General features: G+C 56.9%; 12 protein-coding genes. 7 read left to right on the plus strand and 5 right to left on the minus strand.

Annotated elements, in window-relative coordinates; genetic code table 11:
- Positions 1-630: 630 nt before the first annotated feature.
- Both flgN and RISK_RS10920 read right to left on the minus strand, forming a co-directional pair.
- The gene (gene flgN / locus RISK_RS10915; RefSeq protein ID WP_102017563.1) at positions 631-1,050 is read right to left on the minus strand and encodes a flagellar export chaperone FlgN; all 420 of its coding nucleotides are present in this window, start codon (positions 1,048-1,050) and stop codon (positions 631-633) included.
- 126 nt (positions 1,051-1,176) lie between these two features.
- Positions 1,177-3,774: a tetratricopeptide repeat protein gene (locus RISK_RS10920; protein ID WP_047814383.1), complete on the minus strand. Its 2,598-nt coding sequence runs from the start codon at positions 3,772-3,774 to the stop codon at positions 1,177-1,179.
- Positions 3,775-4,860: 1,086 nt separating this feature from the next.
- On the opposite strand from RISK_RS10920, the gene RISK_RS10930 reads away from it, so the two are divergent.
- Complete coding sequence (locus tag RISK_RS10930) at positions 4,861-6,096, plus strand: DUF1559 domain-containing protein (RefSeq protein WP_047814344.1); 1,236 nt, start codon at positions 4,861-4,863, stop codon at positions 6,094-6,096.
- 4 nt (positions 6,097-6,100) lie between these two features.
- Complete coding sequence (locus tag RISK_RS10935; RefSeq protein WP_047814345.1) at positions 6,101-6,283, plus strand: hypothetical protein; 183 nt, start codon at positions 6,101-6,103, stop codon at positions 6,281-6,283.
- 72 nt (positions 6,284-6,355) lie between these two features.
- Here the strand turns inward: RISK_RS10935 and RISK_RS10940 are convergent, their stop codons facing one another.
- The 3 genes from RISK_RS10940 to RISK_RS10950 all read right to left on the minus strand — a co-directional run bounded on the left by RISK_RS10940 (position 6,356) and on the right by RISK_RS10950 (position 10,944).
- Positions 6,356-8,698, minus strand: coding sequence for a glycosyl hydrolase family 95 catalytic domain-containing protein (locus RISK_RS10940; RefSeq protein WP_236696210.1), 2,343 nt, complete (start codon positions 8,696-8,698; stop codon positions 6,356-6,358).
- A gap of 156 nt (positions 8,699-8,854) precedes the next feature.
- Complete coding sequence (locus tag RISK_RS10945; protein ID WP_047814384.1) at positions 8,855-9,823, minus strand: alpha/beta hydrolase; 969 nt, start codon at positions 9,821-9,823, stop codon at positions 8,855-8,857.
- Positions 9,824-9,936: 113 nt separating this feature from the next.
- Positions 9,937-10,944 (minus strand): 3-keto-disaccharide hydrolase, encoded by a 1,008-nt coding sequence (locus RISK_RS10950; RefSeq protein WP_047814347.1) that lies wholly within the window; start codon positions 10,942-10,944, stop codon positions 9,937-9,939.
- 273 nt (positions 10,945-11,217) lie between these two features.
- Between RISK_RS10950 and RISK_RS10960 the strand changes: the two genes are divergently transcribed.
- From RISK_RS10960 to RISK_RS10980, 5 genes are all read left to right on the plus strand, one after another.
- Positions 11,218-11,643, plus strand: a complete 426-nt coding sequence (locus RISK_RS10960) for a DoxX family protein (protein ID WP_047814349.1) — start codon at positions 11,218-11,220, stop codon at positions 11,641-11,643.
- A 783-nt stretch (positions 11,644-12,426) separates the two neighbouring features.
- Complete coding sequence (locus RISK_RS10965; protein ID WP_047814350.1) at positions 12,427-13,155, plus strand: NYN domain-containing protein; 729 nt, start codon at positions 12,427-12,429, stop codon at positions 13,153-13,155.
- A gap of 78 nt (positions 13,156-13,233) precedes the next feature.
- Positions 13,234-14,325 (plus strand): SecDF P1 head subdomain-containing protein, encoded by a 1,092-nt coding sequence (locus RISK_RS10970; protein ID WP_047814351.1) that lies wholly within the window; start codon positions 13,234-13,236, stop codon positions 14,323-14,325.
- 517 nt (positions 14,326-14,842) lie between these two features.
- Positions 14,843-15,151 (plus strand): hypothetical protein, encoded by a 309-nt coding sequence (locus RISK_RS10975; RefSeq protein ID WP_047814352.1) that lies wholly within the window; start codon positions 14,843-14,845, stop codon positions 15,149-15,151.
- 380 nt (positions 15,152-15,531) lie between these two features.
- Positions 15,532-16,929, plus strand: a complete 1,398-nt coding sequence (locus RISK_RS10980; RefSeq protein ID WP_047814353.1) for a glutamate decarboxylase — start codon at positions 15,532-15,534, stop codon at positions 16,927-16,929.
- The last annotated feature ends 21 nt before the right edge of the window (positions 16,930-16,950 follow it).

Here is a 16,950-nt window from a genome sequence, read left to right on the forward strand (position 1 = left end):
TGTCACGATCGAATAGCAGCTTGCGATGCAGATCGGAATCTCCCAGCGAGATCCAAAATTCACCCTTGACGAAAAAACCTACATAGCAGCGGCGACAGGTGGCGAGCGACGCGACGGGGGATCGATTGAAAAAGTGAAGTTGTAAATTGCAAATTTAAAAACCCGGGCGGCGATGACGGGGACACGAACCGGGCGGGCGTTCGACGATAGCGCGGCAAGCAACTGTCATCGCCCCGCGACTTGGGAGTCGTATGTCACAGGCCCGTGACCTTGGGTTGAAAACCCAAGGCTTTCGGCTTCCGTCGATCCGCGACTGGTTGAGTGAGTCCGGATGATTGAACAACCGCCGAGCGGTGACAGTTGCCAGCCTCGGGTTTCAACCCGAGGTCTCGGGCGTCACCCCCTTCCTCGACGAGCCGCGGAGCGGCGACAGGTGGCGAGCAACGCGACGGGGGATCGATGGAAAGAGTGAAGTTGTAAATTGCAAATTTAACAACCCGGGCGGCGATGACGGGGACGCGAACCACGGCATCGCTCGACAGCGAGTCTCGCCCCGGACGGGGCCGGCGTCGGGCATGCCGCATGGGCCTCGCTCACGCGTCGGGTTTTCAAGAGAACTCAGCTTCCAAACTACTGCGACAGGTCCAGAGTGCTTCCCCCTGACGACGCCCCGCGATTCGTTTGGTCGTAACCCTTGGCTGCTCGTTTGGCACCTTCGTTTTGCTGCAGTTGAGACGCAACCTCGTCTCGATTTTCGCTCAGCATTTGTTCGCTGGCCTGCTCACGCGCCATCAATTCACGGTGCATTTCATCGCACTTCGTGTTTCGTTGGCGGTGTTCGTCTGACACAGGATGCGAGTCGCCGCGTTCCGTTCGTACATTCTTGAGTTGCTCGGACGCCTGCACGAGTTGCTCCACCGCCCGCTGCTTCTGGCTCAACACACGCATCAGCTCATTCATGTGGCCTTCTGAGATGGCGGCTTCCTGCTGAACGGTCAGTTCCAGCAGCAGTTCCAGCAATGCAAACCGGCGATCGATGGTGGCTTCCATGTCTTCGTCCCATTCCCTTGGTGAATCGATCGTCGAGCGGGAGTTCCCCCGCTTCGAAATCGATGAAAGATTTCGTGTGTGCCGGTCTCATCACAATCCGCCTGGCTCGGTGCGTCAAGGTGACTTTCAGGGGGCTGTTTGATTGGTCAGCTGAGCGCCCTGGTCCAGTCGTTCAACCATCCACGCCAGGTAGCGTTCCCAGCCCGCTCGGTCGTAACGCGTGACTTTGTCGAACTCATTGTCCCACTGGGCGCCAATTCGGCTGAGAACCACGTCCGCTTGGCGAATCAGCAGGTCCGCTTCGCGAACACGCCCGATCTTTCGCATCATTTGTGACTGCCCCAGAAAGGCTTCCAGCGAAGCTGGTTCGTTCATGTATCGGATTGCCATGTCGCGGTAGGCGTCCGCTGCCTCGGCGAACCGATTCATGTCTCGCAGTGTGTCTGCTTGGCCAATCAATGAATTACGAAGCAGGGCTCGTTGCTTGTCGCTCAGGTCACTGTCTCGCTGCTGGTTCTGGAGGTAGTTCGCCAGCATCGCAAACTGGTCGAGCGCTGCTTGTCGGCGTGAGTTCGCCTTTTGGCTCAGCCCCCGCCTGGCTGTGTCTTGCAGCTCCGTTGACGTCAGTTCAATCTCCGGAAGTTCGGTCGCGAGCAAATGCCCGCGGGCGAGTGAGTAGGCGGCCGTTTGAGTTCGCGGTTCAGGCCAGTATCGTTGGACCGCTTCGTCCAGTCGCCGCATCGCCAGTTCCAGCGTGGGGCGAGACTCTCGCAGCGCTTCGATGCGTTTGTCCCGTGTCAGTTCGCGAGCTTTCAGTGTTTGTGACAGGCCTTCCGCGAACAGCATTTCCCCCAGTGTCAGCAAGGAATCTCGCCAGGCGGGGCTTTGTGGTGTCAGTTGCCCGTCGTTGAGATTCGCTTCCAGCCATTCTCTCGCTCGCTGTCGGTCACCCAGGTCCGCCGCAGCTTGAGCGGCCAGCAGTCGAGCGTCGTACCGCATCGGATCGCGTTCGTATTCGATGATGCAGGTCTGCAGTGATTCGATCGCGGCCTTGGGGTTTCCGTCGGCCAGCAAGGCACGTCCGTGGGCGACCAGCGCGCGTGGGATTCGCCCACGGTCTTCGTATCGCAAGTAGTCCTCGAGCAGTGCGGCACTGCGTGAAAAGTGCCGTCCTCTCTGATAGGACTCGATTGCCAGCCACAAGGTGGAGACGTATTCGTCCGTGTCAAATTGTTCCTTTGCCGCCGCGGCGTAGGCGTCGCCCGCACTGCGAAAACGTTCGCGAGCCAGTTCCGATGCCTCTCGAGAAAGTTCTCCGCCCGGTCCCATGCCGGCTTCCAGGGTGGCTTCGCCCCAGTCACGGTAGGCCATTCCTGCTTGACTGAATGAGCTGGCCAATCCGAGCACCGGAGCGGTGGCCGTTGCAGTGTCGGCCGCGGGTGAAAATTGCCCTGCACCTCTCAGCATCGCGATCGCATCGATGATTCGCTGGGTGACGCTTTCACGCGCTATCTCAGGGAAGTCCAGGTATTGGCTCTGTCCAATTTCCCGCACCAGGTAGCGAGCGGTCTGCACCACATCATCGCCCATTGCGCGGCTGGCCAGCAATTCCATCTCTGAGATGCCACCTTCCAGGCCGCGAGCATCGAAGGGGCGTTGTTGCCGAGTTTGAGTGAGTCGCGCGAGTGCGAGATCTGGGTCATTGAGCAGCAAGTAGGATTGTGCCACCAACAGTCGTGCGCTGCCAGCGACCTTGGGATCCGCTTCGCGTTGCAGTTGGTCTAGCACGCGAATCACGTCCTTGAGCTCCGCCTGAGACTCTTCCGGCAGCTCTCGATCAGCCACAATTGGAATGCCCGCAATGATTTTCGCGGAGATGGAACTGGGGAGTGTGTCGATGATCCGGCCGACTCGAGCCAACCCACGTTGCAGACTCAGTTGATCCTGCAATTGCATTGCCCACGGCTTTTGCAATGAGAGGTCTTCTGCGATGTCCTCTTCCACGCGAGCGATCACGGGAAGTGCGTCGTCGTGTCGTCTCAGTTGATTGAGAAGTTCAATCCTGAGGATCTCAGCTTCGCTTCGACGGCGATTGTCCAGCCCGGATTCATTCAGGTGAGCGACAATCGTTCGCAAGGCTTCGTCGGGTTTGGCTGAGATGGAAGAGGCCAGCGAACGGGCCAGCAAGGGGAGCAGTTCCCCTCGCAAGGTCAGGTCAATGTCGACGGCCTGCTTCAGATGACTGGCAGCCTGTTCATGGCGCCCGATGGCGTTCAGGGTTCCACCTAGCATTTGGTGACCTTCGGCGTCTCGGCCTTCAGGGAAGCCCAGCGAATAGGCTCGCTGCAAATAGGGCAGTGCCTTCTCCATTTGTTCGTGGCGATCCCGAAGCGAAACCGCTTGGTTGGCTCGCGCATAGGTTCCCGCTCCGATCAGAAATTGCTGCATGGGATACAACTTCCTTTCGGCTTCGTTCTTTTCGTTCAATTTGGCACGTGCTGCCAGATCGCCAGCCACGACGATGTTTCCAGCGACGTATTGGGCAGATGCCAGGTTCAGCGTTTGAGGGGCATCGATCTCTCGTCCGCCCGCCAAAATGGAAAACATGTAGGCGAAGCCGACCATCGTGAACATCGTCACGAACGCCAGCGAGGCGACCGTGGTCTTGGACCGGCTGCTCGGCGGAATCGCGTCTTGTGTTTTGGTTTCGTCAGGTTTAGCCACAATGTCACCTCGATCGGGAACCATTCGCGATACCAAAACTTAGGTCATCAACGCAACCTCGCCGCCTGAAACTCGCCTGTTTCATGGACCATCCTGGACAGCTCGGAGCGGAAGACCAAATCAGGTGGCGGGAATCACTCCTTTGGCCCTCGACCGACAGCCCTTCGGTCGCGTTTCCATGCAAGTGGGTCGCGGGATCGGTGGACCAAGCAGGTCGGCCGGAATGATCGAGCAGAACCAGGTGAGCCGTTCGGGTGTTCGCCTGGACTGCGAAAAGTTGGGTGCTGGCGCTCTGATCGCGGATGCCATTGTTCTTCCGGCTTCTGTCTCTCTTCATCCCGGGAGGGATGAAACGGTGCGCAACCACAGTGCTTCGCAACGCAAAACTTTCGCAGTCCAGCGTTTGGCCCGGTTGAACGTGGAAGCAACCACGCCTGCCCAAACGGTTCGAATGCCGGAAGACTCCTGCCAACCTGTTGAGGGGGCCTTGGGGCGGTTTCAGAGTGAGCGGCCAGGGCGAAGAAGAAAAATAGTTAGAGAAAAGATCGCTGCTAACGGTCGTGGAACAGATGGCTCCTCGACGTCGAAGCGGAGGGCCTGTCTCGGACTCTCGTTCATGGATGATGCCGCGAGAGCTACGAGCGTCCCCACCAAAGGAATGTTCAGATATCACCTGGATGAAATGGGATTGGAAACCTCAGCGGGGCAGATCGTTCCATTCAGGCTGCTTAAAGGTTCGCTGTTGCGCTCGGGTCAGTGAGAAGGACAGTTGAGTGCTCCAGCATCATGGGGATGCCGCTTGTTGAACTCAAGGGTGCGTAACTGTTGATTGGAGGCGGTGGTTTGGGGGCGTGGTCTCCATTGACTGGATGGCTTGTCGCATATCTCTTCCATGGCGTCGCAATCTCTCGGGGCATTCTTGTCCTCGATCACTACGCTGCCACTGTTTTCTTGTCTTGTCTTGTCTTGTCTTGTCTTGTCTTGTCTTGTCTTGTCTTGTCTTGTCTTGTCTTGTCTTGTCTTGTCTTGTCTTGTCTTGTCTTGTCTTGTCTTGTCTTGTCTTGTCTTGAATCGATTGGAGTTGTGATGCGAACTGCGTCTCGGAAGATCCCCCATGGTTTCACCTTGGTAGAACTGTTGGTTGTCATCGCCATCATTGGTGTTCTTGTTGGGCTTCTCTTGCCCGCCGTCCAAGCTGCTCGGGAAGCAGCACGTCGAATGAGTTGCAGCAACAACTTCAAGCAAATCGGCTTGGCGATGCACAACTACCATTCGGCTTACAAGCAACTTCCCGAACATCAGGGCGGAACCCACGGCACGGGAACCAATGCTTGGTCGGCCGCAACGGGAAACAACCGTTTGGATCTTTCTTGCTTAGTGGGTCTGGCCCCCTTCTTCGAGCAACAAGCTTTGTGGGAGCAAATCAGCAACCCGTATCAGGTGACCGAAGGCACCACTGGGGTCGGTAACATCTACGCACCGATGGGACCTTGGCCAGGACGTCCACTCAACTCGGCAACCAACGCGGCGGGCGGCTTTTATGGCCCTTGGATGACCAGCCTTCCGATGCTTCGTTGCCCCAGCGATCCCGGCGTTGGACTGCCCGGGCAGGGACGAACCAACTACGGTCCCAGCCTCGGTGATTCCACCGACACGACCTGGGGCGGCTATCGCAACCGAACCAACGGCGTTGCGACTACGAACTCGTCTTACCAGTCTCGTGTCCGCGCCTCACAGCGTGGTTTCTTTCGCAACCAACAAAAGAGTGCTTTTCGCGACATCTTGGATGGTCTCTCGAACACCATTGCGTTTGGTGAAATCGTGACTGACCTGGGTGACAACGACACACGAACCCATTCGGTCGATGCTGCGGTCAACCTGCTCAACATTGGCGGAAACACTTCTTGCGAACAGTTCATTGATCCAGAACGCCCTCAGTTTTGGCTCAGCTCCGCACCCAAGGTCGGTAGCAGCGAACAAACTCGCGGCATGAAGTGGGCCTACGGCAGTCCTGTCAGCCAACAGGTCTTCACGATCCTGACGCCCAACTCGCCGTTGTGCATCAACAACACCAACATCGTTTCCATCGCGACCTGCCCCATGGGTAGTCGTCACCAAGGTGGATGCCATGTTTTGATGGGTGACGGTGCTGTCAAATTCATCACCGACTCGATCGATGCGGGCAACGCAAACCGCGGACAAGTCGGTGCACACGCCCAGCACAACGATCCCGAATCCGTCCCCGGGGCGGAAAGCCCTTACGGTTTGTGGGGTGCACTCGGCACTCGCAGTTCCAAAGAAATCATCTCAGGAGAATTTTGATCCCATGCGATTCAATCTCAAAAACGCTTTCGCTCTGACCTTCCTCGCGGTCATCGCAACCACCCTCGGTTGCGGTGAATCAGAGTCCGGTCCTTCCGCTGATCCGGACCAAATCCAGGAGTACCTGGACAACAACCCGGAAGCTGCCAACGCGGACATGGACCCGCCAGCAGATCCGCCGATGTAGACCCATCGCATTGCATGACGCCGGCAGCACGCTGCCGGCGTCATGCGTGCTTTTGTTTCGTCGATCTCAGAATCATCTCAATTCTGGAAGTGGTTCCCCGACGGGCCAAAACAGGTATCGGTCACCCTTGGCCGATTCCAACTTCATCGTGTTTGCCTTGGAAAGCTTGTCGGCAGAGAACTCCTTCGCTGGCAGCTCGTTCTTGCACCACTGATAGGTGCCTTCCGGCAGGGCAATGTCAACGCTTCCACCCTGTGTGGATTCGATCAAGACCCAGCGACACTTGCCGTCTTCCATGCGTCCGCTGACCAGGTAGCCTCCTTCGCCTCGCAGGTGCCCGAACTGAACGCTGGGCCAAGCCGATGGAACCGCAGGAAAGATCGCCAGCCGGCCATGATGACTCTGCAGCATCATCTCTTGAATCGCAGTCGCTCCGTGTAGCGGAGTTTCCATCACCGGCAAACCAATCTCCGAATAGAACGTGTTGGGCCGGAGATAAGGCCGCAGTTGTTCCAAGAATTCCAGTGCGGAGTCGCCGTCACCGAGCAGCGATGCCATGCAGGAACTCGCCGTGTAGGAATACCCTGCGATGCCTCGACCAAACGAACGCCAGTGCTGAAGACTGCGTTCGATCAGTTCTCGGTCCTCTTCTGATTCAGGTGTGATGGTCCGCAGCGGATAGATCGCCATCAAATGCGACCAGTGACGATGCCCTCCGGTCAGCCACACGTCGCGTCCAATCGCTCGGCCGGTTTCGTTGGTCTGCACCTGGACCAAGTTGTCCGCTAGGTCACGCCAAACAGGCAACAACGGTTCCTGGTCTTCCGACAGACCTTTCTCTTCGGCAAGTTCCAACAAACGTTGACTGCCCCAACGCAAGAAATCCAAGTCGTAAGTGCAGTCCTCCGCCAATCGGTACTCAGGGCTGTAGGTCTTGGGAAGGTGCCAGACGCCGTTCTCATCACGTGTCAAAAAATGCCGGTAATAGTTGACGGCTCGCTTCAGCAACGGGAACAACGTTTGATCGCGGATCGATTCGTCGCACCAATAACGGTATTCCAAATCAACGTTGTGCAACGCCCACAATAAATTGGCACACTCAGCACCAATCCTGGGATCCATCTTGGGACGTCCGCCGGGCTGTCCAACATGCCCCACCAAATCCCAGCCGGAGGAGGTCCGCCCCAATCCCGCCGAGTCATGACGATATGGCTCCGCCACGTTTTGAATCAGATGCTCTTGGTTTTCATGCAACTTTTGCCGAAGCGCTGACACGGTGCCTCGACGGTTCGCCGTGTAGCCTCCCTCGTGTGAGAGTTGGGCGTTCAAGTTCCACCATGTCGCATTCCAAGCGGTCGGTTGCAACCATGGTCCTTGGTTGTCGATGATCCATCCCTTGTCACGGGTGGCACAGGCCAACTTGTATTGCTGAATCCAGTAAAAGGAATTCCAAAACTCGGATCCCGTGCTGAGAAAGCTTTGTGGGTAATAGTTGTGCCACCACGTTCGGTGCTGGTTGATCCAGCTTTCGTGATCAGCCGCAACGGCGGTCCGCACGGCGTCGACCACACGTTCCGATGCGTTCCCATCGGGGAAAGAATGCTGAACGCTCAACCACAACCGCGTCCGGCCGGCCTCACGTCGAGTGGTCCAGGCCACCGCTGTCTGGCCGCCCGCAATCAGGTTTTGGACCACCAGCTCGATCCCATCATCCGTCTTTGAGATCACCGGATCCGGATGTGGCTCAGCACGTTCCGATTTGCCTCGAACGGCTCGCGGGTTCTTTGGTGGTCGAGCCACGTAAACGAATTCGGCATCCGTCAGTGCGCCATCTGCCTGCAATTCACAATGAATCACGGGTTCGGTCGCATGGGTGATGGCGGTCCATGTCACGATGCCGTTCTCCGAGCGAATCGTCCCGGTCGCTTGAGCGTTCCACAACTCAATCCGAGTCGTGCCGCTGGTGATATCGGCGGGCAACCGAAGTTCCAAGTGCCCGATGAAGTGTCGCCCGCGATTGAGCACCTCGACGTGTTTTTCGGACAGATCGTCCTCTTGCCAAGGCCGATGGTCGTGCGCGGCCGAGCACCCCACGTCAAACCGAATCGTTTGGTTGTCGAGCTGATAAACCAGCGTGCCCTGTTCCCCGTTGCCAGTGAACGGCGCTTCGTCCCAAGCACGCGGCATGGTGTCGCGACGCAAATCACAGGCGTCGAGAAATGTCGGCCAGTCGATGCTTTCCGCCAGTTCATAGGTTGGGATCGCCCCCGAATCCGAGACCTGTTCGCTCGTCTCAACCTGGACCGTTTGAGCCACCCCGGATGGAACGCTCCCCAGCCATACGAGGCTTGCCAGCCCCCAGGGGGCCAGAGCAATGAGCTTGGAGAAACGGCGACGAACAGTAGATAAAATCATCGAAGACGTCTGCGACGGAGGTGATAAACGAGAGACCATGACTCTAAGGCATGACACCCCATGAGTCACGATCTGGTTCTGCTCCCATTCTCATCGCAAGCCGATAGAACAAAGTTGCGATCGCCTGCTTGTTCGCCGCAAATCGTTCTTGCAATCTCAGTCTTCTTGGGTCGCCAAGCGATCCAGCAGATAAGCTGCGACCGAAGCATGAGGCACGTCGGCTCCCTTGTAGAACAGTTCACACTCCACGCCAGCTGCCTCCAATCGCTCCTGCAACTTGATACCAAAGTTGGAGGTGTGCGTCGGGTCGCCTTGTTTCTTCCCGATCTTCGGCACGTCGCTGTAGTACATGTAGATCGGCGGATCATCGGACGAAACATGCTCGATCGGCGAGTACGCCTTGATCCACGGAAGAATCTCTTCTCTTGCCGCCAGAAACCTCGCGAATTGAGCGGGCTTTTTGTCCCCCGTTTTCGCGAACCGCCCGAACGCATGCCCGCCATACCAACTGTTCGGCGTCCACTCCCGCATTTGCTTGGGATCGAGCGTGGTTTGAGGACGAATCACCGCGGCACCCATCAAACGCGTGGACTGGCGTGCAATCGGATCATCACTGCTTGGATCCTTCAGGTCGTCGTGCAATGCCAGCCAAAGCGAGGTGCACGCACCAGCGGATCCCCCCACCGCGATCATTCGATCCGGATCAATTCCAAATCGCTTCGAATGATAACGAGCAAACTGCAATGCACGAGCACAATCCGACATCGGTGCCTTGACCGGCGGTGTGACATGCCCCGCCAAAGCGTCTTGGATGTACCGATACTGAACGGAAACGACAGTGATCCCCGATTCCAACAACTGCGGCAACATTCCCATCAAGTTCGCATCCGTCTGCGATCCGCCACGCCAACCTCCTCCATGAATGTAAAAGACGCACGGCGACGGACCGTCCGTGGCAACTGTCGGTTTCCAAAACATCAACGTCTGCTTGCGATGATCCCCATAAGAAATCCCGGATTCGGTTGGTTCCGGCGAGACGGGCTCCTTCGGCGTTTGGGCGACCGCCATTCCAGCGAGACAAATTGCAAAGCAACCCACCCGGAAGATCATTTGAAAAGAAAGCATGGTTGTGTTTGATGGATGAGGCATGAAGGTGGTTGGAAACGGAGTGCCGTTGTTTTACCGGAACCAAGCATTGCCTGCGATGATCCACCAACTCCATGTTGATGATTCATCACTCACGGCTGAACCACCGGAGCCAAGTAAAGATTACGATACGACACATTGGTGTGGTCGCCCTGCAAGTAAATTGGACCGGGCTCATCCGGGTTTGTGTGGATCGCACCCGCGGTCGGTCGCGAAATCGGTTGGTTGTCGATGACCTTCTCGCCGTTGAGCACCACGGTCACGTGACGGTCCACCAACGTGATGTCGTACGTTTGCCACTCGCCTCCTGCTCGCCCCGCGTTCTTCGAAGGTGGGATCTCGCCGAAGATCGCTCCCACACCTTGGATGCCTTGCATCCGGCTGTCACGGTCCACCACTTGAGCCTCGTACATGCCTCGCAAGTAGACCCCGCTGTTGCGTTGTGACCCAACGAGAAATTCAAGGTGCAGCCAAAAGTCCTCAAACGATGCTTCTGTTTTCAAATTGGCATGGTCACCGGTCGCACTGAAATCGGTCTTCGGCGTGTTGTTCTGCAGCACGCCATCGACCACCGACCAACCATTCTTTTTGTCCGGCTCATGAGTGGTCCAACCAGTCATGTCCTTTCCATTGAACAAGCTGATCGGTTGCCCAAACCGAACCTTGGAAAGATCCGGACGGTCCGCAGGCATGGCAGAGATCTTCGTCCCCGTGAAGGTCACACGTTCTGGTTCCCGATTGGCACGTGTTCTCACCATCGCACCATCCAACTCGCCGTTCACCAACCCGACGCTCACACGGGTCGTGCTCACGCGTTTGCCTTTCGACTTCTTGACAATCTCAAACTGAACGCGTCCGTCGCTCACTTCGACATCGCGGTATGGCCCCGCCGAGCCCACATAAATCCGCAATGACACAACCGGATTGCCAGCCTGCTCTTCCACTCTCATCCAAGCCGGTTCGGCTGTGGACAGGTCCAGCGACCAATCACCAAGCAACCCCGATGGAACGGATTCGCCATGAACCGTCCCCACGAGGAGTGTTGCGAGGCCAAAGAACGCGACCACGCCAGTCAAACGAGCACCAGAAAGAAGCTTCATCACGGTCTTGCAGAGTAAACGAGAGGAAAAGGAGAAAGAGGGAAACCCGACTCACCGCCAAACATCCCACCAAAGCGAACGCAATGATAAGCCAAACCGGATGCCGGCACTGCCAAACTTACCCCAGGCTCCCAAGGAGCGCCGCGAGGACGAAGTCCGAACCAGTTCGCCTCGACCCGAACCAGAAACACGTGGCGGAAATACGCGTGGAAGGGCGATTTCAAATGCAATTGTTCATCAACCGAGAACTCACCACGATCCCCACGCACAACAATGAAACAACAATTCTTCCTTGGTTCGCCCAAACAGGTTTCCTATGGTTTGCTCGCCCTCCGCGTTGCGTTTGGTTGCTTCATGATGGTTCACGGCCTGCAAAAGGTCATGGGTTTTTCAACGATCTCGGAAGGATTCCCCGACCCGCTCGGCATGGGACATCAACTGAGCCTCGTGTGCGCCATCGCAACCGAAGTCGGGTGTTCCATCCTCTTGATCCTCGGCCTGGGAACACGCGTCGCGGTTCTGGGCCTCGCGTTCACAATGTTCGTCGCCTTGTTCTTGGTTCACGGCAGTGATCCGTGGAAGGCCAAAGAACTGGCCGCGGTCTACCTCGCAATCTACGCCGTGATCTTCATCACAGGCCCCGGCGAAATCTCGCTGGATCAAAAGCTGTTTGGGAAGCGTGGGACGGAAGAGGCCTAACGCTGGGCTGTCAAAAGGTTGGTATTGACACGGAAAATGCGACGTTGATTTTTATTCTGTCCTACGCCCCAACGGGGCAGCCACAACCCAGGGCGTTGCCCTGGGCTGGCATAGGGCTGCCCCGTTGGGGCGAAGTCGAGGAACAAAACCTGCGCAGTCCAAAGCGGTGTCAATACCAACCTTTTGACAGCCCAGCCTAACCCAGTGCCGACGCACGACCCGTCCCAGGCAACCGAAGGTCCCGCTGGCGTTTGGCTGCCGTGGCCTTGGCTTCCAGCCTGTGTTTCCCCATCCACCTCATGGAAGAACCAAGGGGGCAGGCTTGATCGGCGTCGAACCCATGTTGCCATGTCGGCCGGACCAAGCGAAACGCTGTTCCGGCAGTTGACAGGGGGATGCCGGAGCGGCGTCACCTTGTTCCTTGATCCGGCCTACTTGGCGAGTCGATGCCGACGATGATTGTTCCATCGACGCAGATTGGAGAGCCCTGATTGTCGCTGATCGCACGCTCCTCTGTTCGTTTCGTTTGCTGCCCGTTGCCTTGGTTGGCGGCGTCTGAATGGCTTGGGATGCCTGGCTGCGATCCGTCTCGTTACAATGGACGTGTGTCGAAGTAAAAATGCATTGGCGTGGTTCGTCAACTGGCTTCTTCCTCCTGATTGCACCATGCTTTCTCTTCCTTCGCGGGATCCACCGCGAAGGCTCTCGTTCCTTTGATTGGACGCACCATTCTCATGGTGCGTCACTGCCTGCGCCACCATTCCACCGGAGCCATCGACATTCATGCCTGAACCAAGCCCCCACGACAGCATCGCTCTGCTGATTGATGCTGACAACGCGCCCGCCGCAAAAATCGACTTCGTCATTTCAGAACTTGCCACCTACGGCGTGGTCAACATTCGAAAGGCCTACGGGAATTGGACCAAGCGAGGGTTGGAAGGTTGGGTCAAGGTGCTGCATGAATACGCGATTGCACCGACGCAGTGCTTTGATCTGATCAAGGGCAAGAACGCTACCGACATGACGTTGCTGATCGATGCGATGGACATCCTGTACACCAAACAGGTCCAGACGTTTGGTTTGGTCTCGTCAGACTGTGACTTCACGCCGCTCGTCCGCCGCTTGCGAGAAGATGGCAAGCAGGTCATCGGATTCGGGCGGCAGAACTCGCCGGAACCTTTCGTCCAGGCGTGTAGCCATTTCATCTACTTGGACGAAGATGACAATGGGAAAACACCGCAGAATGAGAGGAGGGAAAGCTCGGTTTCGTCGTTGAAAAAGAACACCAAGCTCATCAACACGCTTCGAATTGCAGTGAAGGAAGCCGCCGATGACGACGGATGGGCGGCACTCGGTCCGGTCGGAGCTCATATCTCGAACCAAGGTCCTTTCAACCATCGCACCTACGGATTTAAGAAACTCAGTGACATGTTTGAAGCAATCGATCTGTTCGAAGTCAAAAAGAGCAAACAAATCGGACAGGCTTCCGTTCGCGTCCGGCTGAAAAGATGATTCTCGCTGGAGGGACCGTGCAGTCGCCGCGTCACCTCACTCATTCCCTTGTGCAATCCATCTCTGATCGACCACCCCATGAATCAATATAGCAGGGCTACCCAGGAACAACTGGAATCCAATGACGGATCTGCCCGCTGGCTGCTGGGCATTTTGATCGCAGTGGGCGTGTTTTTCTTGGTTGCGTTGGTGGCTGGTGTCACGTCCCTGTTGTCGCTGCAACGCACCGTGCCGGCGACCCAACTGGTGTACTCGATCCAGCGTTCCGACTCACAGCCCGAGTTTGTAACGAGCGAACAAATGGAAGTCCCGCTGCGACGTCGCATGGGCGAGTTGTTTGGCATCGGACTGGAGGTCAATGCCGTTGATGATGAGCAAATCGAGATCATTTTGCCGACCCGTGATCCAACCCAAATCAAGATTGCGAAGGACTTGCTGGTGTCCGCGGGCGTGCTGCGATTCCTTCCGATCGCCAATCCAACTCGGCACGCGTCAGTCTTTGAACTTGTCCAGCAAACCACCAATGCTCCAACACCCCAGCGGGACGTGCAGGATCAAAATGGAGACGTTGTTGGACGATGGGTCACCGTTGGCGTGGAAGCTGAAGTGACGCCGAGCGATCAAATCGCTCCGCTGAAGGTGGAATTGAACTCGCCCTTCGTGCGGAACTCCCGCACCGGCGAAGTCATTTCATTGCCCGAGCAGATTTTGGGGCAAGACAGCGAAGGCAAGATTGCGCAATGGATCGCCAGTCAAGGCATCGAGTCCATTGACGTCTTGGCGGTCGTGGACCGTTCGCAGGCGGTCGGTGGTCAAGACTTGTCGTTCGCTGGTGCAACGTTTGACGAGACTGGTATGCCGGCAGTGGCTTTTGTCTTCACGGATGCGGGGAGCAAGAGAATGGCGGCATTGACCACGTCCAACTCGCCGGTTGGCAACCGTCGCACGCAACTTGGTGTCATTCTGGATGATCAGCTTCTCACTGCCCCCAACATTCTATCGACCATCCAACGAGAGGCTCGAATCACGGGCAATTTCACACAGTCCGAAGTCGACTCCATGGTGCAAATTCTCAAAGCGGGACAGTTGCCAGCGAAGTTGAATCCGACACCAGTCGCGGAATCGCAAACAACCATGTCCTACTCGTTGCTGGACTCGTTCATGCAGTGACACATCGGCGGATCGCACGAACCGGTCTCCATTGGCCAGGACGTCTCCCAACGAAAAGGTCCTTTGCAGGTGGGCAGGAATCTTCGGGTACAACCATGTGAGCCGTTTGGGCGTTCGCCCCGGTTGTGCGTGAAAACCGTGGCTAACGCCAGCGGCTCACATATCCGATGACACCTGCGTACCTGCTTACGCAGCAACCCCCGGCTACCATCTGAAATCCCTACCGCGATGGAGTAAGTCAGAAGCCGGGAAGAAAAATTGCATCCGCGATCAGATCGGCAACCCCAAACATTTCGCAGCCCAGCATTCGCCCCGGTTGTACGCGGGAACACTAGCGTTTGCCATTGCAGGTCAAATGCCGAAAGACTCCTGCCGACCAGCTCAGATCCCCAATTCATGATCGACGGTGTTTGATCTCACTGGGGCGCATATCGAGCGGGAACTGCGGGTTCGGTTGCGGAGGAACGCGTCTTTGATTGTCTCGACGTTCTTCTCTTCTTCTGATTGAGCCCATCCCATGGAATACCTTCCTCTTCTTATCCAACTCATCACCGGTGCAGGCGGTGGCAATGCAGCCGCGAAACTGGTCAAGAAGCTCGATCTTGGAATCCTTGGGAATTCAATTGCCGGAATCATCGGCGGCGGACTTGGTGGTCAACTGCTCGGCATGCTCGGGATGACAGCAGGACCGAGTGGAGCGATGGATTTATCGGCCATTCTCGGAAGCGTGGCATCGGGAGGCGTCGGGGGTGGCGCGCTACTGGCCATTGTAGGTGTGATCAAGAACGCCTTGGCAAACGGAAAAACTCAACCTTCTGAAACCTGATGCAGATGTTCACCTTGTTTCCAACTTCACGCCAGTGAATCATGGTTTGTATTCCGGCGGGCGATCATTCGCTTTGCTGGTCGCAAACCATCGCTGCCAACACTCAAAGGGGCAATGAGTGTTGGCAGTTTTCTTTTTTGCATGACCCTTCTTTGGGCAGGTGATTGCCGGGCGTCTTGCCGGGCTCCCGGGCGTGCTTCTTGGCGGTGCTTCTCTTGGCAGTGCAACGCACTCGGACCAGGCATCCACTTGCCGAGGTCGGCTCCACGCGATATGCGGTGGTCCGCTATAACCTCCGCTCACGACACGTGACCGCAAGCTCCGCCGTATCGCCACGCCACCTCGCCGCGTGCTTTCCGGCCAACCCGAAGGGAAGCACCATGCCTCTGCACAGCAAAGATGACATTCGCGAATTCATCGACGACGAAATCTATGCCTCGTCGGATCTGTCCACGACGATGCCCAAGTTCAAATTCCCGCAGCAAGAGCAGGCGGCGCAGCACATCTACTCTGCCGTTCATGACGAGTTGATGCTGGACGGGAACTCCCGTCAGAACTTGGCAACGTTCTGCCAGACCTTTGCAGAACCTGAAGTGCGGCAGTTGATGGACGACTGCATGGACAAAAACATGGTCGACAAGGACGAGTACCCTCAGACAGCCGAGATCGAAGCTCGCTGCGTCCACATGCTGGCGGATTTGTGGAATTCCCCTGAGTCAGCGAACACGATCGGATGCTCCACGACGGGTTCCAGCGAAGCCGCGATGCTGGGCGGAATGGCAATGAAGCGAGCCTGGGAAAAACGTCGCAAGGAGGCGGGCAAGCCGATCGATCGCCCTAATCTGGTGACCGGTCCCGTCCAAGTCTGCTGGCACAAATTCGCTCGCTACTGGGACATCGAACTGCGCGAGATCCCGATGGAGGAGGGGCGGCTGATCATGACGCCGGAAGAAGTCATCCAACGCTGCGATGAGAACACCATCGGTGTGGTGCCGACTCTGGGGGTGACGTTCACATGCCAGTACGAACCTGTCCAAGCAGTGGCAGAGGCACTGGATCGATTCGAAGAAGAAACGGGCATCGACATTCGCATGCACGTCGATGGAGCCAGTGGCGGATTCTTGGCCCCCTTCTGCGCTCCGGATTTGGTCTGGGATTTTCGACTCCCGCGAGTGAAGTCAATCAACACCTCGGGACACAAATTCGGTTTGTCGCCGTTGGGAGTGGGATGGGTGATCTGGCGAGAAGAAGCCGATTTACCTGAAGAAGAAATCTTTTGGGTGAACTACTTGGGTGGAAACATGCGTGACATCGCGCTCAATTTCTCCCGGCCGGGCGGTCAAGTCGTTTGCCAATACTACAACTTCCTGCGACTTGGACGGGAAGGTTATCGACGCACTCACACTGCTTGCTATGACACGGCGAAGTACCTGGCCGAAGAAATCGCGAAACTCGGGCCGTTCGAGGTCATCTACGATGGGGACATGGCTTCCGGTATTCCAGCGATGTGCTGGAAGATGAAAGCGGGAGAAGATCCAGGGTTCACGCTGTACGATTTTGCAGACCGGTTGCGAACGAGAGGCTGGCAGGTTCCCGCCTACGCGCTCCCAGCCAACCGAGAAGACCTGGTAATCCAGCGAATTCTGGTTCGGCACGGTGTCAGTCGTGACCTGAGTTCGATCTTGGTCGAAGACATGAAACGCGTCATCGAGCACTTCGAAAAGCATCCGGTTCATACCACGATGACAGCCGCCGAAGCCTCGGGATTCTCCCACTAAGCAGGGCGGCAGGAATGATCG

The sequence above is a fragment of the Rhodopirellula islandica genome, assembly GCF_001027925.1.
Lineage (GTDB): Bacteria > Planctomycetota > Planctomycetia > Pirellulales > Pirellulaceae > Rhodopirellula > Rhodopirellula islandica.